At 55.9% G+C, this 22,144-nt stretch carries 16 protein-coding genes and 1 tRNA gene; 12 read left to right on the top strand and 5 right to left on the bottom strand.

The genetic code is table 11. From position 1 onward, the window contains the following. Nucleotides 1-71: 71 nt before the first annotated feature. From V3C19_RS04910 to V3C19_RS04900, 3 genes are all read right to left on the bottom strand, one after another. Nucleotides 72-1,166, bottom strand: coding sequence for a type I restriction endonuclease (locus tag V3C19_RS04910; RefSeq protein WP_295934357.1), 1,095 nt, complete (start codon nucleotides 1,164-1,166; stop codon nucleotides 72-74). 156 nt (nucleotides 1,167-1,322) lie between these two features. Then, a tRNA-Met gene (locus tag V3C19_RS04905) sits at nucleotides 1,323-1,397 on the bottom strand. 210 nt (nucleotides 1,398-1,607) lie between these two features. Next, nucleotides 1,608-2,171 carry an NUDIX hydrolase gene (locus V3C19_RS04900; protein WP_295934359.1) on the bottom strand — a complete coding sequence of 188 codons (564 nt, stop codon included), beginning with the start codon at nucleotides 2,169-2,171 and terminating at the stop codon, nucleotides 1,608-1,610. A 525-nt stretch (nucleotides 2,172-2,696) separates the two neighbouring features. On the opposite strand from V3C19_RS04900, the gene dnaA reads away from it, so the two are divergent. The 7 genes from dnaA to V3C19_RS04865 all read left to right on the top strand — a co-directional run bounded on the left by dnaA (nucleotide 2,697) and on the right by V3C19_RS04865 (nucleotide 11,522). Beyond that, complete coding sequence (gene dnaA, locus V3C19_RS04895; RefSeq protein WP_130083520.1) at nucleotides 2,697-4,103, top strand: chromosomal replication initiator protein DnaA; 1,407 nt, start codon at nucleotides 2,697-2,699, stop codon at nucleotides 4,101-4,103. 161 nt (nucleotides 4,104-4,264) lie between these two features. Next, entirely contained in the window at nucleotides 4,265-5,200 is a 936-nt protein-coding gene (locus tag V3C19_RS04890) for an ABC transporter ATP-binding protein (protein WP_130083519.1), read from the top strand. A gap of 49 nt (nucleotides 5,201-5,249) precedes the next feature. After that, nucleotides 5,250-6,032, top strand: a complete 783-nt coding sequence (locus tag V3C19_RS04885) for an ABC transporter permease subunit (RefSeq protein WP_295934362.1) — start codon at nucleotides 5,250-5,252, stop codon at nucleotides 6,030-6,032. A 40-nt stretch (nucleotides 6,033-6,072) separates the two neighbouring features. Next, complete coding sequence (locus tag V3C19_RS04880; RefSeq protein ID WP_295877021.1) at nucleotides 6,073-7,650, top strand: Gldg family protein; 1,578 nt, start codon at nucleotides 6,073-6,075, stop codon at nucleotides 7,648-7,650. Between the two features lie 27 nt (nucleotides 7,651-7,677). Further along, nucleotides 7,678-9,744, top strand: coding sequence for a DUF4340 domain-containing protein (locus tag V3C19_RS04875; RefSeq protein ID WP_295934364.1), 2,067 nt, complete (start codon nucleotides 7,678-7,680; stop codon nucleotides 9,742-9,744). Between the two features lie 16 nt (nucleotides 9,745-9,760). Beyond that, the gene (locus tag V3C19_RS04870) at nucleotides 9,761-10,534 is read left to right on the top strand and encodes a Nif3-like dinuclear metal center hexameric protein (RefSeq protein WP_295877018.1); all 774 of its coding nucleotides are present in this window, start codon (nucleotides 9,761-9,763) and stop codon (nucleotides 10,532-10,534) included. Nucleotides 10,535-10,547: 13 nt separating this feature from the next. Further along, nucleotides 10,548-11,522: an RluA family pseudouridine synthase gene (locus V3C19_RS04865; RefSeq protein WP_238623796.1), complete on the top strand. Its 975-nt coding sequence runs from the start codon at nucleotides 10,548-10,550 to the stop codon at nucleotides 11,520-11,522. A gap of 43 nt (nucleotides 11,523-11,565) precedes the next feature. Here V3C19_RS04865 and V3C19_RS04860 read toward each other — a convergent pair whose 3' ends face one another. Continuing rightward, the gene (locus tag V3C19_RS04860) at nucleotides 11,566-12,099 is read right to left on the bottom strand and encodes a TlpA disulfide reductase family protein (protein ID WP_295877012.1); all 534 of its coding nucleotides are present in this window, start codon (nucleotides 12,097-12,099) and stop codon (nucleotides 11,566-11,568) included. A gap of 452 nt (nucleotides 12,100-12,551) precedes the next feature. Here V3C19_RS04860 and pheA point away from each other — a divergent pair, with 452 nt between their 5' ends. The 4 genes from pheA to pgsA all read left to right on the top strand — a co-directional run bounded on the left by pheA (nucleotide 12,552) and on the right by pgsA (nucleotide 18,779). Continuing rightward, a complete protein-coding gene (pheA, locus tag V3C19_RS04855; protein ID WP_067952082.1) occupies nucleotides 12,552-13,709 on the top strand; it encodes a prephenate dehydratase in 1,158 nt (385 codons plus the stop codon). Between the two features lie 55 nt (nucleotides 13,710-13,764). Further along, nucleotides 13,765-15,417, top strand: a complete 1,653-nt coding sequence (locus V3C19_RS04850; RefSeq protein WP_295934367.1) for an alpha-L-fucosidase — start codon at nucleotides 13,765-13,767, stop codon at nucleotides 15,415-15,417. A 24-nt stretch (nucleotides 15,418-15,441) separates the two neighbouring features. After that, complete coding sequence (gene ligA, locus V3C19_RS04845; RefSeq protein ID WP_295934370.1) at nucleotides 15,442-17,754, top strand: NAD-dependent DNA ligase LigA; 2,313 nt, start codon at nucleotides 15,442-15,444, stop codon at nucleotides 17,752-17,754. Between the two features lie 416 nt (nucleotides 17,755-18,170). After that, a complete protein-coding gene (gene pgsA / locus V3C19_RS04840) occupies nucleotides 18,171-18,779 on the top strand; it encodes a CDP-diacylglycerol--glycerol-3-phosphate 3-phosphatidyltransferase (protein ID WP_295877005.1) in 609 nt (202 codons plus the stop codon). Nucleotides 18,780-19,021: 242 nt separating this feature from the next. Here pgsA and V3C19_RS04835 read toward each other — a convergent pair whose 3' ends face one another. Beyond that, nucleotides 19,022-20,272 (bottom strand): hypothetical protein, encoded by a 1,251-nt coding sequence (locus V3C19_RS04835; protein WP_295934372.1) that lies wholly within the window; start codon nucleotides 20,270-20,272, stop codon nucleotides 19,022-19,024. A 593-nt stretch (nucleotides 20,273-20,865) separates the two neighbouring features. Here V3C19_RS04835 and V3C19_RS04830 point away from each other — a divergent pair. Beyond that, nucleotides 20,866-22,131 (top strand): DEAD/DEAH box helicase, encoded by a 1,266-nt coding sequence (locus V3C19_RS04830; RefSeq protein ID WP_295934374.1) that lies wholly within the window; start codon nucleotides 20,866-20,868, stop codon nucleotides 22,129-22,131. Nucleotides 22,132-22,144 lie beyond the last annotated feature (13 nt).

Here is a 22,144-nt window from a genome sequence, read left to right as displayed (position 1 = left end):
AAAAAAACTAAGCAGCCTCTTTGTTTTAAAGAGAAACGAATTCTGAATCTGAGAGAATTGCTGAGAAGAGACTACTCCAAATATAATCTAGCATGGGATAAGAGCTGATCTGCATGTTTGTACAGGTCAACTAAAGATTCCAACTTGATTCTTTCTTCATTTCGCTCCTTATCCAGCAATATCAAGGTAAGTTGATGGGGAGTAAATAAAAAACGGCACAGGGGTTTACGATTATTATCATCTAACAAAACACCACAATAACTTTTTGTATCCCTCAAATAAATTCGGACAGGATCAATAATCTGAGCCAATATAGCTCGTACAATTCTGAACCCTTCAAGTTCATCTTCCGTTGTGACAACTCCATTATCTCTTATAATTTGCACTTCTTCTTCCGAAGTTGGTGAAGGGGCTGATGATGAAGACGCCTTATCTTCTAATGATAAACTAGTCGTAGAATCCAGAGCATTTTGCAAACGTTCATTAAGAAGAGTATTTACCCATTCTCTAAAAGCCTGCCCCACTAACTGGGTGAACTGATCCTTTCTCTCAGTTGTTAATAATCCGGAATAAACGCGTTTAGCAAACAACCGCACAAATTCTTCTGAAGGACTGTCTAGCTCTTGAGAAAGAAAACTGCGTATCTGTTTTTTGTATTTCAATTCAGAAGCATTGCTTAGAATATTATCTTCATCATAAAGTGTTTTAGCAAATTTTTTCACTTCATTAACGGTCTTCTGATCAAGTTGGAGCATGGAAAATTCAAAAAATGGACGCTCATCCATTTTGTTTGGGGCCTCGATATCCGTGAAAAATCTATACTGAATACCATTTGTAAGTATGGCAAATCGAGCATCCGTTACTCCAAAATAACGAAAAAGCTGAGAAGCATGGTTAATATTCAACGATGTCCCTGCGGATTTACATTCTATCAGAATGCAAGGTTTTCCATCCCGAACAATCACATAATCCACCTTTTCATTCTTTTTCGTACCTACATCGGCAGTAAATTCAGGTACAACTTCAAAAGGATCAAACACATTATAGCCTAACGCCTGAATAAATGGCATAACAAGAGCGTTTTTCGTGGCTTCTTCTGTTTGGATTGATTCCAACAACTTGGGAATGCGCGAAGAAAGATTGGTAAGTGTATCAATGAGGTCCATAGCTGTAGGATTTTCTACAAATTATTCTCTAACAATCAAGTTATTTATGACCTTATTCCAAGTATTCGACTATTTATCCATTTCCCAAAATGCTACAAAAATCATGTTGGATAAAATAAACCCCTTAAATCTAAAGATTTAAGGGGTTTGCAAAACTGGTAGCAGGGAGGTGATTTGAACACCCGACCAAAGGCTTATGAGTCCTCTGCTCTACCACTGAGCTACCCTGCCATGTAGTGGTTGGTGCCGTAAGGCGGGGAGATATTTAGCCCGAAACGGAAAGAATGTCCAGAAGTTTTTATGGGACCGGCATATTTTATGACGCCGGAGCCCTTCATCACGCACAGAAACTTTTGATGCTGAACAGGATAGTTCCCCCGCCGTCCATCAACCTGCCGGGATACGGAGGCCGCTATGCTGTCCGGCGCCTTCCCGGCTGGATCATCCTTCTTCCCTGTCGGAGCCGTCAAACCGGCGGAACAGAAAATAAAGTCCCATGAAAATTTTCGGGTCCACCACCTTTCCCTGTCCTGTCTGGTCCATCAGCCAGTCGTGCACCAAAGAAAGAGGAATCCGGTGTACGGTAATATCCTCATTGTCCACCCCTCCTCCTTCCGCTACCTGCCGAAGTCCGTCCGCCAGATAAAAGGATACCATTTCCGTCGTCAGTCCAGGGGAGGAAGGCCCGGTAAACAGATAAGTCCAGGAGGAAGCGCTATATCCGGTTTCCTCTTCCAACTCCCTGCGCGCGGATTCCAGGGTGCTTTCCTCTCCGCCGTCCCCGGAAAGCCCGGCAGGCAGCCCAATGGTACGTGCATGCAGGGGAAAACGGTACTCCTCCACCAGCAGCAATTCTCCCTCTTCCGTCACCGCAATCACCATGACGGCTCCGTTGGCGTTTACCCTGCGTACATATTCCCATCTGCCCTCCTTGACCAATTCCAGAAATTTGCCACGGAAAAGGGTTTGAGGCCGTTCTTCAGGATTATCCGCATGTTTCATCATGGGGCCACGTTAGATTTCCGGCCGGCTCTTGTCAACCACGTCGCCGTACCTCTTCCGTAGCATGCCGGAATCCGGCATGCTACGGTTCGTGTAAGTGCTTGATAAGCCCGTTCGTAATTGTTTCCTTTTCGTCACATTAGGCCCAAACAACAAAGTAAATCATTGATAATAAAAATGTAATATACGTTTCAAAGAAATATACTCAGGAGGACTAAATTATTGATCGAATCAAGACTAAAAAATTCTTTGATGTGGAACCCCCGTGGAACTTGAAGCGGGGGAACGATGACTCATGAAGATTCAAAAAGATGTTTTTTCTCTTGCCGCAAATCAGTAATTTGGCGCTCCCGTCAGCCGGGATGTCGAGCTGGAGGCGGACGAGTTCGCCTTCTCCATTCCGATAGACGCCGCGAGTTTTCACGGATACGGATGAACTGTCATGTTCTATCCGCGTCCGGTCTCGCAGCCAGACGGGAAAAGCCCATCTAGGCTTTACAACCAAACAACTTCATCATTTTCATAACAATGACCCCTTCATCCGAATTGCCAGCAGCATGGACCAAAATCACAGGAGCCCTTCAAACGATCATGTCCCCGGAGGTTTACGGACTGTGGTTCCCCAAATTTTCCCTGCTGGAAGATTCCGGAAAAACCCTGACGCTGGTATGCGATGATCCGATGGCCGCCCTGTGGGTGGAAAACAGCTACACGCCGGAACTGAAACAGGCGGCCATGCTGGCTCTGGGAGGGGAACGCAATGTAAAATTTGTCTGCGCGGACGAGGTGGCTTCCGAACAGGAAACGGACGCGCCGGCACAGAAATCCTCCGCACGCAAAAAAAACGCCCAGCCGGACGAATCCCCGGCCCGCACCGCCAAAAAGACACGCCCCCAGGGAGCCAGGGCCGCGTTGAATGATTTGTACACGTTTGACTCCTTCGTGATGTATGAAGACAGCAGGTTTGCGTACCAGGCGGCCATTTCCGCCGCCCAGTCGGAACGCCCCCTCTTCAATCCCCTCTTTTTATACGGAAAATCCGGCGTAGGAAAAACCCATCTTCTGCAAGCCATCGGCCATGAAGTTCTCCGTCAGGAATCCTCCGCAAACGTGGTGTACGTGACGGGTGAACAATTCGCGAATGAATTCATTGACGCTTCCCGCACCCAAAACGGCCAGAGCTTTGCCAAACTGCGCCGCAAATACCGCAAGGCGGACGTTCTGCTGGTGGACGACGTGCAGTTCATTTCCGGCAAGGAAAAGACGGTGGAAGAATTCCTGCACACGTTTGACGCCCTGTTCCATGCCCACAAGACCATCGTGCTTTGCGCCGATGCCGCCGCCTGCGACATTTCCAACCTGGACGTCCGCCTGGCCGCCCGGCTGGAATCCGGCCTGACGGTGGAACTGACCCTGCCCGGAGACGAAGACCGGCTGGAAATCCTGCGGAGCAAGCGCGACCGTGCCGGAATGAACGTATCCGACGAAATTCTGGAATTCCTCGCCAGCCGCATCCAGAAAAGCGTGCGCCGGCTGGAAGGCGCCCTGCTCCGCGTAGCCACATTTACTTCCCTGTCTGGAGACATGCCGGACATCTCCAAGATCGAACAGCTCCTGCGCGACATCCTCCGGGAGGAAACCAGCCGTGTCCTCTCCGTGGAAACCATCCAGAAACGCGTGGCGGACTTTTATGAACTGAAGGTGAGCGACCTGACCGGAAAACGCCGGCCGAACAGCATTGCCTTCCCCCGCCAGATAGCCATGTACCTGAGCCGCCGCCTGACGGAATGCTCCCTGAAGGACATCGGCAACGCGTTCGGCGGCCGTGACCACGGCACCGTCATTCATGCCAACAAGCTCGTAGCCTCCCGCATGGAAAACGACGTCCGCGTCCGCGATATTGTGCTCCGGCTGGAAGAAGACCTCCAGGGCTGATTTCCGCCTTTCCTTCTCCGGCGCCTCAGGGAAATTCCAATCCCTTGCGCCGTTCCCCTCCCCTTCCCGCCGGTACCTCATCCGGCTCCGGTGATCAAATGGGAGAATTAGCTTGAGGCTGCGGCGGTTTGGATTAGAATCACCCTGTTCCCACTGATTCTATGATTCACGCCGACCAGCTTTCCAAAGAATTCGGCCGCTTTCAAGCGGTTAAAAATGCGTCTTTCACGATTGAAAAGGGAGAGATTGTAGGTTTTCTCGGACCGAACGGCGCAGGTAAGACAACAACCCTGCGCATGCTCACCGGCTATCTTCCCCCTACTTCCGGAACGGCCTCCATCGCGGGATTCGACATCGTAAAAGACCCTCTGAACGCCCGCAAGCACCTGGGCTACCTGCCGGAGCACGTCCCGCTTTACGACGATCAGCGCGTAACGGAATACCTGAAATTCCGCGCACGCCTTAAAGGCATCTCCTCCAAGCAGATATGGCCTTCCGTCTCCAAGGTGGTGGAACAGTGCGGGCTGGACCCCGTGCGCCGCAAGATGATCCGCACCCTCTCCAAGGGCTACCGACAGCGCGTGGGCCTCGCGGACGCCCTGCTGGGCGAGCCGGACCTGCTGATTCTGGACGAACCCACCAATGGACTGGACCCCAACCAGATACGCCAAATACGGGAACTGATCAAGGGGTTGGCAGAAAACCACACCATCATTCTCTCCACCCACATCCTCAGTGAAGTGGAAATGATCTGCAATAAAGTCATCATCATTGACCAGGGCACGATCAAGGCGGCGGACACCCCTTCCAACCTGACGGCCAACCTCCGCGCCGCCGGAAAAATCACTCTGGAATTCCGCGGGGACCTCCCCCTGGTCACGGAAAAGCTGGAAGCCATGGAACACGTCAAGAAAGTGATCCACGAAGGCACGGACGCCGACGGATGGCACACGCTCACCGTGCGCGCGGAAGCCGGAACGGACACCCGTGAAAAGGCCGCCCGGCTCCTGGCGGAACAGGGCTGCCCCCTGCGCCATATCTACCGCCATACTCCCACTCTGGAAGAAGTATTCGTGGAAATGACCCGCAAAGACTAGCCCGACCGTTTTCCCCCTCTCCCCCTCAACCAGCACCCCTTTTCCTCTCATGTCACCGGTACTTACCATTTTCAGAAAAGAACTCAGAAGCTATCTGATGACCCCCTACGGCTGGGTCATCCTGGCCTTCATTGTGGCCCTGCAAAGCGTCTCCCTGTCCGGCACGCTCAAGGCGTTCCAACTGGCCCCGCAAAAGGAAGGCATTCTGTTCTTCATCCTGCATTCCCCCATGTTCTGGTTCTACTTCCTGTTCATCTTCCCGCTGATCACCATGCGTTCCCTGGCGGAAGAGGAAAAGACGGGCACGCTGGAATCCCTGCTCACCGCTCCCGTCAAAACCTGGCAGGTCGTTCTGGGCAAATACTTTTCCGCCTATGTCTTTTACATCATCCTGTGGCTGCCCATGCTGCTGTACCCGCTGCTCGCGGACTGGTCCAACCTGATTGTGCAGTGGGCTTACGGATATGACGCCGGCATGGCCCTCCCCTACCGTCTGGCGGACTGGGCCGGAGCATACGCCATCCTGCTGCTGATAGGTGCATGGTTCACCTCCATCGGCATCTTTGCCTCCTCCCTCACGGGCAGCCAGATCATCTCCGGCATCATCACCATCGGCCTGCTGGTGCTGATCTTCTTCATGGGGCTCATTCCCGTGGTCTGGGGGGAATTCCCCGCGGCGAGCATCTTTCACTATATTTCCTGCTCGGAACACCTGGACCGCTTCTCAGCCGGGCTCGTTGACACGCGCCCCCTTGTCTTTTACCTGACCATGACCGTCCTGACGCTGGCCGTCTCCATACGCATCATCGACCACCGCCGCTGGAAGCATTGATCCCCCTCCCTGCCTTTTCACCCCCTTTCCATCTCCATCCATGAGTGAAACACCAGCAACACCCGCCCCGGCTCCCCAGGAGGAAAACCGGCCTGCCGCCCGCAAGGTCAGACGCCCCTGGATGACGTGGATCAAGCTCTTCCTGCTGTGCATCATCGTCATCTGCCTGAACTACGTGGGCTGCCATGAATACTACCGCCGGGACCTTACGGAAGACCAGCGCTATGACATTTCCCAGCAGAGCATCAACATGCTCCAGTCCCCGGAAATCCAGAACCGCAAAACTCCCATTAAAATCACCTTCGCCTTCCTGCGTACCACGCAGAACTATACCCGCATGCGCTCCCTGCTTGAGGAATACGAACGTTATTCCAACGGCAAAGTGGTGGTGGACTACGTGGACCCCCTGCGCCAGCCGAACAAGGCCCGTGAGATTTCCATGATTTACGGCGTTGAATTCCGGAAAAACCAAGTGGTCATTGACGCCCGGGAAGACACGGAAGTGGCCCTCAAGGATTCCGCAGGCAACTACCAGCCGGACGCCGCCCACGTGCGCATCCTCTCAGGAGACTCTTTCATCGTGTACGCTCCCGGTCCGGACGGCAAGAGCATGAAAGCCGTGGCCCTCCAGATTGAGGACATGATGACGGCGGGCATCTTTGGAGCCGCCAACGGGGAACCCCGCAAAATGTATATCGCGGCGGACAAGAGCAACTTCAACGAAGCCATGAGCAACAGCAATGAGGAAAGCATCTTCACCACCCTTTCCCGCCTCTGCCGCTCCGTCAACCTCCAGCTTGTCCCCATCCGCCTGAGCGGCCTGCAGGAAATTCCGGAGGATGCCGCCGGGTTCATGATCGTCGGCTCCAAATACGACCTTACCCCCCAGGAAACGGAAGTTCTGCAAAGATACTGGGACAGGCCGAACGCCGCCCTGTTCATCATGCTGGAACCCCAGCAGGACACCCCCAAGCAACTATACAGATTCCTCCGGGAGCAGGGGTTGCGCCCCCAGAACGACCGGGTAATGCTCCGCAGCAGGAACAAGCGCTCCGTATTTGAAATCAACGCCATCTTTGCACCGGGACTGAACTGCACCAGGGAATTCTGGAACTCCAGCACCGGCCTGGAAGGGGAAAGCATCTCCCTAATTCTGGACTCGGACAATGCCGCCATGGAGCACAAGCGCATCACGCCGTACCCCCTGCTGGTGACCACGGAAGAATACTACGGGGAAACCAAGTACAACCAGTTCCCCGTCCAGTTTGACGCCCACGAGGACAATCCCGGCCCTCTGATGATCGGCGCGGCGCTTATCCGCGGCAACTCCGGGGACGTCAATCAAACCAAGACCACTGGACGCCTGGTTCTGCTGGGCAATACGGATCTGCTCCAGCCCCGGCAGATCAAACCGGAACAGCGGGACTTCGTGCGCACGCTCATCGCATGGATGACGGACCGCGAAGAACTGCGCGGGCTGGGCTCCCGGCATGACCTGACCGTTAAACTGAACCTGGACCGCAACGCACTCGGCGTCCTGGAACTCCTGACAAACATCGGCCTGCCCCTGCTGGCGCTTCTCATAGCCCTGATCATCTGGAACACGCGCCGCCATTAACCTGTCACGCCCCATTACCGGAAGCACATGCGCATACTCCGCTTCATCCTTCTCGTCCTCGTCACCCTTGCCGCCATCGGGGCGGCGGTGCTGCTGACCATTGACGGCAACCTGTCCCGCATCATCGGACGCACCGCCTTCAGTTCGGGAGAACGGCTCTTCCCCTACACCAAGGAGGAAATGAACGAAATCTCCTGGATGCGCATCAACTGCGGCGGGGACATGGCGGAATTCCGCCGCAGGCCCAACGGCGTGTGGTGGGGCGAGAAACCATGGGACGACCGCATGGACCCGCGCGCCGCGGCGGCCATCCTCCAGTACACGTACTCCACCAGCATCGTGGATGCGCTCCCCCTGCACAAGATTGATTCCGCTTCCCTGAAGGAATTCGGCGTCAAGACCACGCCCATTACCATCACTCTGAAAGAAATGAGTGCCGACGGCAGGCGTTCCTCCACCGTGGCGCGCTACACCCTGGGGTCCACAGCCCCCTGGCTGGTGGACGATCCGGAAAACCAGACGACGGACGACACTACCTACATGCAGACGGACTTTTACGGCCGCGACTCCCGCATTCTGGTGGGCACCGGCAACATCCTGCCACTCTTCAAGTCCGGCATCCGCCAGCTTCGTGACCATCGCCCCCTGCTGATCCATCCGGCAATGCCCGCCTCCATTGAAATCAACAACAAGGGACAGCGCATTGCCCTGGAACGCCCCTCTCCCGATCCCCGGACTCCCTGGAAAATCACTTATCCCCTCCCGCTGGATACGGACCCGCAGATGATGAACGTCCTGCTGGGCACCCTCCAGAAATTGACGGCCGTGCGCGTATATGACCCGGAGGAAACCAGCGTTCCGGACATGACGGACGACCAGGTCACCTCCGTTTCCATCAGGAACTTCACGGGCCGCCTTGCCGGAGACGGCAAATCCCTGGCCGTGGAGGAAAAGCCCGTCACTCTCCGCATTTATCCCCCTTCCGACAACAGCAACCTTGCAGAACTGGTGAAAGCCACCGTCTCCGACCGCAAGGCCGTCTTTGAACTGGCCCAGACGACGGGAAGCAACAAGGAAGTTCCCGGCGTCCGGAACATTCCCCTGGATCTCAACCTGCTCCGTTCCAAGCAGCTCACAGACATCGGGGACTACAAGATCACGGGGCTTTCCATCCGCCGCAGCCTCCAGGATTACCCGACCATCGTCCGTTTTGTCCAGGGAGACGAAAAGACCGGCCAGCAGCCCACATGGATGTACACGGCGGAAGGCTCCCGCTACCAGGAAGTCAACCCGGACCACCTCGTTTCCCTGCTGAAAACCGTGAAAACGGGCAACGTGGCCGGATTCGCCTCTGACAAGGCCACGGACCTTTCCGTGTACGGCCTGGACAACCCGCTCCTGACGCTCACGATGTCCCTGCTGCCCAAGCCCAATGAAAAGCCTCGCCCTCCGGTCATCGTCTTCTTTTCGAAGGGAACGGACGGCTCCTGGTACGCCCGCCAGTCCGGAAAACCCACGGTCGTCATGCTGGACAACGAATACATGAAAAACTTTACGGCGAACGCACTCGCCTGGAAAAAGAAAATCCTCTTGTCCTTCAACAGGTACAACCTCAAGGAAATGCACCTGGAACGCATTGGTTCCGGAGGTCCGCTGGTCCTGAAATTCGACCGCCTGGACGATTCCTGGACGGCCAGCAAGGACGGCAGGGACGAAACGCTGAACATCAACCCGAACCGCGCCAACCGCTATCTGGATGAACTGGAAAAAATGGAGGTGGCCTCATGGCTCCCCTACACGAACCCCGAAGCGCGCGAAGCCCTGAAAAAGCCGGTCTTCCGCCTGAAACTAGTCATTCAGGTGTACAAGGACGTCTCCCGGCAGGAGCGCCAGGAAGTCACTGGAAAAGACGGAGTCACTTTCTCCGCCGAGCCGGAAATGGAAGAGAAAACCATCTCCATGGAAATAGCCCCTGCGGGAGAAGCCGGCTTCAGCCGGTTCTATTACGGAAAAATCAACACGACGCCCTATTACTTCATCCTGAACATGGACTCCGTCCGCCTGCTGGGCGCCTCCCTGGCGGAAGACAATTAACATCCTCGTTCTCCACATGAGTATCAATCTGAGCGCAATCACCGCCTTTCTGGACAAAACCCTGTCCGTGGACTCCCTCCCGGACGCCTCCCGCGCACTGAACGGACTTCAACTGGAAAACGAAGGTGCCGTCTCAAGAATAGCCGTTGCCGTGGACGGCTCGGAAAGAACCATCCATGAGGCCCTGGTTCTGGGCGCAGACCTGCTTATTCTGCATCACGGCATCTTCTGGCAGGACATGCAGCCCATAACGGGTATCTCCTACCGCAAGCTGAAGGCGGCCATGGACGGCAACCTCGCCATTTACTCGGCCCACATTCCGCTGGACGTTCATCCGGTCTACGGAAACAATGCCCTGCTGGCAAAGGCATGCGGCATCCGTCCCGCCGGGGAGGGACTGGACTATCACGGCGTTTCCCTGGGGGCCTGCGGAGAATTCGCGGGCACCTGCCGGGAGCTGGCGGAACGGCTGGAATCCGCCCTCGGCGCGCCCGTTCAAACCTTCTGGGCGCAATCGGAGGAAGCTCCGGCCGGAAACGTCTTCATCTGCTCCGGCGGCGCGGGAAACGAACTCGTCCAGGCCGCCAGGCTCGGCTGCCGCACCTACGTGACCGGGGAAGGCTCCCACTGGAACATCCCCATGGCTGACGAACTGGGCATCAACCTGGTCTTCGGCGGCCACTACTTCACGGAAACCTTCGGCGTGAAGGCTCTGGGACAACTGCTCAAAGACGTGTACGGGCTGGACTATACCTTCATTGACATGCCGCCCTCCGCCTACAGCCATTGATCAAACGCCACGGATGATGAACCTGACCACGGACGACGCCGACGGAAAAATTCGCCTGGACCAGTACCTGGCCGCCCACCTGCCGGAACTCTCCCGCTCCAGAATCCAGGCCCTGATCAAAAGCGGGGACGTACAGATCAACGGTTCCGCCGCCAAACCCAAAACTCCCGTCAGCCGCGGAGACTCCATCTCCGTCAACATCCCTGAGCCGGAACCGGCGGAGGCCAGGCCCCAGGACATTCCGCTGGACATCCTGTATGAGGATGAAGACGTGGTCGTCATCAACAAGGAAAGCGGCATGGTGGTGCATCCCGCCGCCGGCAACCCGGACGGCACCATCGTGAATGCCCTGCTCCACCACTGCGGGGACCTCTCCGGCATCGGCGGAGTGGAGCGCCCCGGCATCGTTCACCGTTTGGACAAGGACACTTCGGGATGCCTCGTCATTGCCAAAAACGACGGTGCGCACCAATCCCTGACCGGGCAATTCGCGGCACGCAGCACGGAAAAGCGCTATCTGGCCGTCGTCCAGGGAATTCCCCGCCAGAGTTCCGGTACCGTCTTCACGCATATCGGCCGCCATCCCGTCAACCGCCTGAAAATGGCCGTGGTCAATCCCGGTTCAGGCAAGGCCGCCATCACGGACTACGACCTGCTTTGTGCAGACCCCGCCACGGACTCGTCCCTCGTCCTGTGCACCCTGCACACGGGCAGAACGCACCAGATCCGGGTGCATATGCTTCATCTGGGCCATCCCCTGATCGGAGACCCCATTTACGCCAAGCCCTCCAGGCAGAAGGCACAGCCCGGCAGGCTCATGCTCCACGCCTGGCGGCTGGGCTTCGACCACCCGCGCACGGGAAAACGCATGGAATTTGAAGCCCCCATTCCACCGGAATACACGCCGTGGCTTCAGCTTTTCCCCAACGGCCTTTACGGAGCCGTTCCCGCCCCGCGTCCTATGAAGGAAGACCAGGGACTCGATTGAAACCGGCCTCCTTCGGAAAAGCGATTGTTCGGTGAGGAGCCGCTTATTTTCCTTCCTCCGCCTTGCAGTACTTGCGCCAGTCTTTCAACAGCTTGGCCGGATGTCCCGTGACGACGATCTTTCCCGCGTGATCCACAATGCCCAAACGCGGAATCGTTCCTCCGGGGGCATAACCGGGAATGCCGTTGCCCTTCTTGGGCTTGATGATAGGGAATTTCATCCGCTCCTCTTTGGCCCATGCCTTGGCGGCCTCTTCCGTTTTATCGCTGGAAAACAGCACCAGTTCCACATCGTCCGACTGCCGGATCTTCCGGTAGGTCCGCACCACATGCGGCATCTCCCTGCGGCAGGGGCCGCACCAGCTTGCCGAATAAAGAAAAAGATAATACCTGGCCTTCGTATTCGGCCTGTCCTTGGTCAGATAATCGGCTTTTTCCAGTGCTTTTCCCACCGGAGAAGAGGAGGCGTCCTCCGCCTTGGCGGCCGGCTCATCGGCACACACGGAAAAAGTTCCGGCAGCACCGCAGCCGGCCAGAACCAGAGCAAGTGAACATATCTTGATAGATTTTTTCATCATATTATTCATTATTAATTATCCACTAAAACGTCAACAAGGAATTCAGGAACACGCCCCCCTGGAAAAACCTGCATACTGCGTAGATCGGCATATGCGTCCTCCTTCCCTGCCACAGGCGAACCACTCTGTCCTCCACTTTTTCAGAGCCATTCAATCGCACAAGCAACACTGCGGCTCCCACGGCAGAGTGCCAAAAGCCTTTTACCGCGGCTGTTTATTTCAAGACACTGCGACCTTTTCTTCAACGCCTCAAAGAAACGGCAGGAAAACATCATGGCCGCGGCAGTTATTAACAATGGTATTTTCATCATGTTGAATTGTCCTCAACTTACTAGAAACGTCCCATCCGGGCAGGATCAATCCGTAGCGGAGCTCCGGGCCTTTGAACTTGATTTGCAGACGGGGAACCGCTACCCTGAACCGACTTTCAACGCATACCCCCGCACAGAAACATGGAGAACACGCACCACGGAGAATCCCCCTCTCCGGACACCCCCGCCCCGCAGCAGAAAAACGGAAAAACGGACGAACAGACCATCGCCCTGACCAAGGCGAGGCTGGCCATTGACGAGGTGGACGCCCAAATCGTGGAACTGCTTAAAACCCGTGCCCAATGGGTTCATGAAGTCGGCCGCATCAAGAAAGCGGACAACTCCCCCATCTTCGTTCCGGAACGGGAAACGGCTCTGCTGGGCAAGCTGAACCGCCTGAATGCGGGCGTTCTCCCGGAATCCTCCCTGCAAGCCATTTACCGGGAAATCATCTCCTGCTCCTTCTTCCTGGAAGGAGGGCTGACCATCGCCTACCTGGGCCCCAAGGGAACCTGGAGCCACCAGGCGGCGCTCAAGCAATTCGGAAAAAGCTGCGAGCTTATTCCCTGCCAGAGCTTCAAGGACGTGTTTGACATGGTGGACCGCGGGAAAGCCCAATACGGCGTGGTGCCCATAGAAAACTCCTCGGAAGGCTCCGTGACCGCCGTCATGGACCTCTTTGTCACCTCCAGTCTGAAAATCTGCGCCCAAATCAATCTGAACATCCGCAACAGCCTGATGGCCGCCATTCCGCGCGAACACATCCGCATCCTTTATTCCCATCCCCAGGTTCTCGGACAGACGCGGGACTGGATTCTCCGGCGTTACCCGAATGCGGAGCTCGTGGAAACCTCCTCCACCACCAAGGCCAGCATCCTGGCCAAGGAAAACGCCGCCATGGGCGCGGCCTCCCTGGGCTGTCCCCTCGCAGCGGAACTGTTCGGCCTGAACATTCTGGAGGAAGACGTGCAGGACCAGGCATGCAACACCACGCGCTTTGCCGTCATCGGCCGCCAGGACACCCGGCCCAGCGGCCGGGACCGCACCTCCCTGCTGATCCGCATCCAGCACAAGCCGGGAACCCTGGCGGAAGTGATCGACTGCTTCCAGCGGCACGGCATCAACCTGATACGCATTGAATCCCGCCCTTCCAAAGCCATCAACTGGGAATACGTCTTCCATATAGACGCCGTGGGACACGCCCTGGAATCCCCGCTCCGGGAAACCCTGGAGGAACTGGAACAGCACTGTTCCATGCTGAAAATCCTGGGCAGTTACGCGGACACGGACGTTGTCTGATCTGCGCAGCCTTCCTTTTCCCTTTACAGAACCAGCACCTATTTTCCGCAAAACCATGAACATTTCCACAATCGCCGCACTGGCTCTTTCCCTAGGACTTCCGGCCTGGTCCCAGCAGCCCGTCACCAAAATCGTCCGGGAAAACGGCCAGCCGACGCTGGCACTGGACGAAGGATTTGTGCGGGGACTAAAACAGGAAAGTTCTATCCACAAAGCAGACGGAGCCCCCCCCCCTGCCCCCGCCGGGCCCCATGCGGAACCATGGAGCCATGTATTCTCCCCTTCAGTTCCGGAGCTGCCTATGGCCGCCGACTCCAACCATGCCGCCGTCAGGGAAACCGCGGCGGAACGCAACCGGCGCATGAAATGGTGGAGGGACGCCAAATTCGGCATGTTCATTCACTACGGCCTGTACTCCGGACTGGCCGGAGAATGGAAGGGCAAGCCCGGCGGTTCCGAATGGATTCAAAAAAACGTGGAAGTGGATACGGACACGTACGCCTCCGAAGCGCTCCCCCTCTTCAAGCCGCGGGAAGGCGTCACGGAAGAATGGGCACAGCTGGCCCGGGATGCGGGCTGCCGGTACGTGGTGCTCACCAGCAAGCACCATGAAGGCTTCGGCCTCTTCGACAGTGCGCAGACGGACTATGACGCCAAAAGCCAGATCGACCGGGACATCGTCCGGGAATACGCGGAATCCTGCCGCAAGCGCGGCCTGAAGGTAGGCCTGTACCACTCCGTGATCGACTGGCACCACCCGTCCTACGACAACACGATCTGCCCGGACCTCTGCTACCCGGCCGGACAGGCGGAAATGCTCAAAAAAAAGAACATTCCGCGCGACCACGCCGCCTACCAGAAATACCTGCACGCCCAGGTGAGGGAACTGATGGCCAGCTACGCCCCCATAGACATCATGTGGTGGGACTACTCCCAGGGGGCCATGGAAGGGGAAAAGGGCTGGAAGGCCCCGGAACTCATGGAAATGGCACGCTCCATCAATCCCGGAGTCATCATGAACAACCGCCTGTACGCCTACTCCGGACTGAACCAGAACCAGGCGGGCACCCTGGACCTGCGCTGCGGGGACTACATCACGCCGGAACGCTTCATTCCGCGGCACGGCTATCCCGGCGTGGACTGGGAAACCTGCATGACGGTGAGCGACAAATGGGGCTATAACCGCTATGACACCAATGTCAAATCCCCGGAGGTCATCATCGAAAAACTCGTGGAATGCGTCACGAAAGGCGGCAACCTGCTGCTGAACGTCAACCCGAAGGCGGACGGCACCGTTCCGGAAAAAGTGGCCGCCGCGATGCGCGGCGTTGGACAGTGGCTCAGACTCAATGCGGAAGCCGTGTACGGCACGCGCGCCTGGACGGAACTGGACCAGCCCGCTTCCATCAATGAACAGGGAGACATCTTCGTTTTCCTGATCCCCCCGCCGGACAAGGGCCCCGCGGAACCTCCCAGCGAAGGAACCATGAAGGAACTGACGGAAGGCACGGAATACGCCCGCATGCAGCCCCTGGACGCCACCGGATATGAGGACGATGAAGGAGTCTCCGTCACCCTGCCGGCAGGCTATACCAAAGCGGTCCTGCTGGGCGACAATGCCGCCCTGCCCGTTGCGGATGGAAAAATCCTGTTCAAGGCCCACGAACACTCCAAATCTCCCTGTTCCGTCATCAAACTGAGCAAATAGCAACCTTTTTCACTCATTCCCTTCATGGAGGAAGACCTTTTTTCCCTGGCAGGCCGCAGGCAGGACGGAACGGAAGAGGAAGCCGTGCGCCGGCGCGCGGAATTTCTGCGCTCGGAGCTGCGCCGCCATAACAGGCTGTATTATGAACAGGCGGAACCGGAAATCTCCGACACGGAGTACGACGCCCTTTTCCTGGAACTGGAAAAACTGGAACGGGACCATCCCGAACTGGCGGACCCGGATTCCCCCACGCGGCGCGTAGGGGGAGCGCCCCTCCAGGGGTTCAACCAGATCAGGCACGCCGTTCCAATGCTCTCCATCGACGACATCTTCGAACAGCGGGACGCCCTGATTCCGGACGAGGAATTGGTGGAATTCTACAATAAGCTGGTCCGGACGCTGGGAACGGACGCCGTTCCCGTCTCCGTGGAACCCAAGATCGACGGCGTGGCCCTGTCCATCATGTACCGCAACGGGCGCATGAGTTATGCGGCCACGCGCGGGGACGGCGAGGTGGGGGACGACGTAACGGCCAACGTGCGCACCATCCGTACCATTCCCCTGACCCTCCCGGCAAACGCTCCCGCCGTGCTGGAAGTGCGCGGAGAAGTCTTCATGCCCAACGAAGCTTTCGCCAGGCTCAATGAAGAGCGGGACGCGGAAGGTCTGCCCGCCTTCGCCAATCCGCGCAACGCCACCGCGGGAACGCTCAAGCAGCTGGACCCCCGGCAGGTGGCGGCGCGTCCCCTGGCCTTCCTGGCCCACGGGCTGGGCGCTTACGAAGGACCGGAACTCAAGGATGTAAAAGACTTCTGGGACATGCTCCGCCATTGCGGCATTCCCTGCAATGAACCGGTACACTATACGGACACGCTGGAAACCACCCGCCAGGCCGTCCGCGACATCGACAGGGGGCGCCACTCGCTGCCCTACGGCACGGACGGTGCCGTCATCAAAATCCGTTCCATGGCCACGCGGGAAGCGCTGGGGGCCACGGCGCGCGCGCCCCGCTGGGCCGCAGCCTACAAATTCCCCCCGGAACAGAAGGAAACCACCCTGCTGAACATCGTCGTCCAGGTGGGGCGCACGGGCGTGCTTACCCCGGTGGCGGAACTCCAGCCCGTGCTGCTCTCCGGCTCTACGGTGGCACGGGCCACCCTCCACAACCAGGATGAAATCGACCGCAAGGACGTCCGCATCGGTGACACCGTGCTGGTGGAAAAAGCGGGGGAAATCATCCCCGCCGTACTCAAGGTAAACCTCTCCAGGAGGCCGGAAAACTCAAAGCCGTACAGCATTCTGGAAGCTACGGGCGGCCTCTGTCCCGCCTGCGGCAACCCCATCATGAAAGAGGAAGGGAAAGTAGCATGGCGCTGCACCAACTTCACCTGTCCGGCCCAGGCCGTCACAGGCATCACCCATTTCTGCTCCCGCGCCGCGCTGGATGTGGAAAGCATCGGTTCATCCGTAGCGGAGGCCCTGCGGGGCTCCGGCCTGGCCGCCTCCGCGCTGGACCTCTTCTCCCTGACGCTGGAACAGCTTGCCAACCTCAATCTGGGAACGGCGGAAGAACCGCGCCGCTACGGGGAAAAAAATGCGCAGAAAGCCCTGGACGCCCTGCAAAACGCGCGGGAACTCCCTCTGGAACGCTGGCTCATCGCCTTCGGCATTCCCCAGATCGGGGAAGTGGTCGCCAAGGCGCTGGCGGATACCCACCCGGACCTGGACCATGTGGCGGAATCACCGTACATCCGGGACATCATCCGCCTGGATGAACTGGTGGAACAGGCGCTCAAAGCCAACCCCAACACCCGTGAAAACCGGAAAGCAGTCCGGGAAGGCACGCTCTCCGCAGAAGAAGCGCAACAGCGCTACAAGGAATTGACAGATGAAATAGATGCCCTGACCGGCCACTATCAGGAAACGGGCTATCTCCGGAAAAACACGGGAAAACTCAGCTACGGCTCGGAAATAGGGGTGGCTGCCGCCAAATCCCTCAATAGCTTCTTCACCTCCGTCGCCGGCCATCATACGCTGGACGTTCTTCATGGACTGGGAATCAATCCACAATCCCAGTCATACAGAACCAACCTTCTGGAAATACCGGCAGGCGTCCTGTCCGGCAAAACCTTTGTCATCACCGGCACGCTCAGCCAGCCGCGGGACCACTTTGAACGGTTGATCGCCGAACACGGCGGAAAAGCCACAGGGGCCATTTCCAAATCCACCTCCTACCTGCTGGCCGGCAGCGGAGGCGGCTCCAAACGGGAGAAGGCGCTCAAACTGGGTGTTCCGGTCATTTCCGAGGAAGAATTCGGCAAGCTCATCGGCAACTGACAAGAGACCGTACAATACTCCTTACCGGATAAACGGTTCTTCCCAAAACGGGGAAACCGGAACCAGCATTTCCTGTATCCCGGTTTCCATCCGGTCCGGAAAGCCGCCCCTTCTCCGGAGCTATTGGAACAAAAAAAAGCACGGAACCGGGCATTTCAGAAAGCCCGGATTACCGGCCTTCCAGCCGCTTCTCCGCGAGGAGGCGCCATCCTGCCATCCCTTTTCTTCCGCTCCGCACGAAGAAAAAGCGGCCCTCCCGCCGGAAATCTCCGGAATACGGAAAAACGCGGCTTTCCATGAGCTTCTTCCCCTTTTCACTCCTGCCTTTTTCCTCCCCATCCTTCAGACAAAATTAATTCCCGGAGTATGCAAAAAACGCTTGCTACGAAACTCCATCTGCGCCCTAATGTCCGCATATGCTGAATCTGCCGAATACCATTACCCTGACGAGAATCGCGTTGGTGGTCGTCTTCACGGCAGTCATCAGCCTGGCGGCCCAACATCCCTGGGGATATCCGGCCGCGCTGATCGTCTTTGTGCTGGCCGCGTGCACGGACTGGCTGGACGGCTATCTGGCACGCCGCCTGAACCAGGTCACCACCTTCGGCAAGCTCATTGACCCCCTGGCGGATAAAATAGCCGTCTCCGCGGCTTTCATCTACCTGACGGCCGCCGGGCTGTGCCCGTTCTGGGTCACCATCATTATCATCAGCCGGGAATTCCTGGTCACCGGCCTGCGCCAGATCGCCCAGGACCACGGAGTCATCATTCCCGCAGGAACCTCCGGAAAATGGAAAACGGCCTTCCAGCTGGCCTTCTGCATCGGCTGCCTGCTGGCGCTGACCTGGGTGCACACGCCGGAATACATTCCGTCCATCCTGTCCCCGGTGGCCTCCCTCTGCCACTGGCAGGGCGACGGAATCGCCAATTTCCTGTATCAATTCACACTCTGGGGCGCCGTCATCCTGACCGTGTACTCGGGAGCCGTCTACTGCGTGGGCGCACGCAAATTTTTACAGCGCTGAAATACAGTAGCTTAACGATCCCCTCACGTATTTGTCAGGTTTCCTTAAAGGAATATATTTCATTTTCCAATGGATTTTTTTTTGCTTAGAAAAGGTTATCTTCTTTCACTCATTCCCTGTGTGAGAAAACATGCGATATTCCTCTCCTCTCGCTCTTTGAATTCAGGATTACAACCTTGAATCCTTCAAGTTGTACTATCCGTTTTTCTGAAAGTGAATACTTTCATTGCTTTTAAACAATTTCACTTATCCTTGATATTGCGTTCTGCAAAAACATTAAGAGGATCGTCATGTTTAGCAGTAGGTTTGGAACCAATAGCCGCTTTCGATTTTCGTTTGGCAGCCTCTCCCCATAATTTTTCCAGAGAAATCGGATTTCCTCTTAAATCATATCGCCCAAGAGCAAAATTTTTACTGTCCAGGTCAAAATAGTAATTCCTATGATCATTCCTTGGATAACAAAGAGTTTTTTTACCCGGTGCAGAAGCAAAAAATTGCAATGAGCCTTCTTCGGAATTACGAAGTGAAATCTTTCCGTCTTGATCTAGCAAAATGAACAAGGAATAAAAAATACCCTTTCTTGCATCGTAGGTGTGCCATCGCGTCCACTCACCATCCCTTGTCCCACCTCTCATTCCGCCCAAACGGAGAACTCCGTCATCTCCCTGCTCAAAAAAAGTTTGCACAACATATAAATAATTTTTGCTGTCTTCCCTGTACCAGGCGACATATTTTACGTTATCCCCTTGATTTTCTCCTTTTCTATTTACACAAATACCAAATACAACTATTTTTTCATCATTCCCTGAGTATAAAGTATCCCATTGTTCAAGATATACATATCTTTCATCCAACGTATAGTGTGATTCCTGCATCACACTTTTCCACTCAGGTTCGTTGGCATATACGGGGGTAGGCAGGTATTCTCCGGTAAAAAGGTTTTTACGTTGGGAAATAGTTTTTTTCTTTTCTAAAATTTTATTCAGATACTTCAAATTAAATGAATTGTCTTCTTTCAAAAAATCCTTTGGATATTTGAAATGATATTCACTCACGTGTTTAAAAAGTGCATCAATAACATATTGATAGTATTTTACTCCCTCCTCAGGCGCGAGGCGTTTTTGCTTCGCTTCAGCAAGAAATTCGACAAAAGGATGGTTTCTTCCGTTCTTGCCAGAATCTGAAAGGTCAACTTTTCCTTCTCTGCTTTCCTTCTGCAGCTGATCATCCAGTAGCTGTTGATCGGTCTTCGAAAGTTTTTCCCACAAAATGGTTTTCACTTTTCCATCATTCACGAGCAAGCGAATTTTATTTCCTTCTCTTCCCTCATACGTTGCCTTCAATTGATGCCCCGTAACCGCCGTCCAAATTCGGGGTTTGCTTAAATCAACAAACTCTCCGCCTTGAGCAAAAGCAACCCAACAGCCACCGCAACACAAGGTCAACATCATCCAAAAAGGAAAAAATGCCTTTTTTATCGTCTTATAGTTCATAACTGTGGAAAAGAATTTAGATAAATGGAAATTAGACGGATTGAGAATCCGCTATCATATTTATCTGCCACCACAAAAAATACGATATACACAATACTCGAAGTACTATCCATAAAAGATATACACAAAATCTATCAACCACTAATATTTTTTCTTTCCCAACTACACCAAGCGAATAGACAACAAAGTAACATACAAAGAACAATTTATGCTTGACGCGGATTCTCAACCCGCATTTTCATTTAACCACACTTAAAATCAAGTGGGTGGAAGAAACTTCCGTAACCGCACAACATGGCTCCGGATGACAGCGGCAGCCGGCTTATCAGAGTTTTCGGCAGTACCGGGAAATGGAGCCATAACGCCTAAAATGTTTTTATTTCTCTTGACGGCTCCCTTCCACCGTGCTTTTATGGATTTGTTCCCGCCGAATGGAAGCTTGGTTGTTCATTTGATGGTCATTGCGGTTGGCGGGATACGGGCGTCTCCGTATTGATTCTTTCAGTATCGCTTCCGGCGGATTTTTTCCCTGCCATTTTGTGATTCCGTCAGTTCACTGCAGCCGGGACGCATTCACAGACAAAGAAATCAATATGGTATCCACCACATTCAGGGAGCTTGGCTTGTCGGCTCCCATTCTCCGCCAACTGGAGAAACTGGAGTACAAGACCCCCACCCCCATTCAGGCCGCCTGCATCCCCATGCTGCTGCAGAAAAAGGACCTGATGGGACTGGCGCAGACCGGTACGGGAAAAACCGCCGCCTTCGCCCTGCCCCTCATTCAATACTTTTCCGAACATCCCGCCAACCCCCGGCCGCGAAAGGTCAGGGCGCTCATCCTGAGCCCCACCCGGGAGCTGGCTTCCCAGATTCACGACAACATCACGGCGTATGCCAAGGGACAGAACCTGTCCACGGCCGTCATCTTCGGCGGCGTGGGATATGCCCCCCAGTTCCGCAAACTCGCGGCGGGCCTGGACATTCTGGTTGCGACGCCGGGCAGGCTGATCGACCATCTGGAACGCCAGACCGTCAATCTGGACCAGGTGGAAACCCTGATTCTGGATGAAGCCGACCACATGCTGGACATGGGCTTCGCCCCGGCCCTGAAAAAAATCGTGTCCAAAATTCCCCGGCAGCGCCACACCCAGATGTTCTCCGCCACCATGCCGGACAACATCCGGCAACTGGCCCAGGCCTTCCTCCAGGAACCGGAAACGGTCATGGTCACGCCTCCCTCCGCCACGGCGGACCGGGTGGAACAATCCCTCTGCATGGTCCGCTCCCAGGCGGACAAAAGGCCCTGCACGCTGGACCTGCTGGAACAGCGCCAACATCCGGGACGCACCCTCATCTTCACCCGCACCAAGCACGGAGCCAACCGGCTGGCCTCCTTCCTCACCGGCAGGGACTATCCGGCCTCCGCCATCCACGGGGATAAAAGCCAGGGTACGCGGGAGCGCATGCTCCGCGAATTCCGCTCCGGGGAAACGCCCATTCTCGTCGCTACGGACATCGCGGCCCGCGGCATCGACGTCAAGGACGTCCAGCTCGTCATCAACTATGACCTGCCGGCGGAATCGGAAGTTTACGTACACCGCATAGGCCGTACTGCCCGCGCCGGAGCCGACGGACAGGCGATTGCCCTGTGCGCTCCGGATGAAGTCGGCAAGGCCCGGGATATCCACAAAATGCTCGGACGCGTCCTTCCCGTGCATGCCTCCAGCACGGAACTTCCGGCAGAACTGCTGACCGTTCCCGGTGCTGACAGGAGGCAGAAAAATTCCGCCCGGGAAAACGGTGCCCCCTCCCGCAGGCAATCACGTAACGGATACAGCCGCAGCCGTTCACGCAGATAGTGCAAGGACGCCG

Source organism: Akkermansia sp. AE01SA01, from assembly GCF_036417395.1.
GTDB lineage: Bacteria > Verrucomicrobiota > Verrucomicrobiia > Verrucomicrobiales > Akkermansiaceae > Akkermansia.
This window is presented reverse-complemented; position numbering and strand designations above follow the sequence as displayed.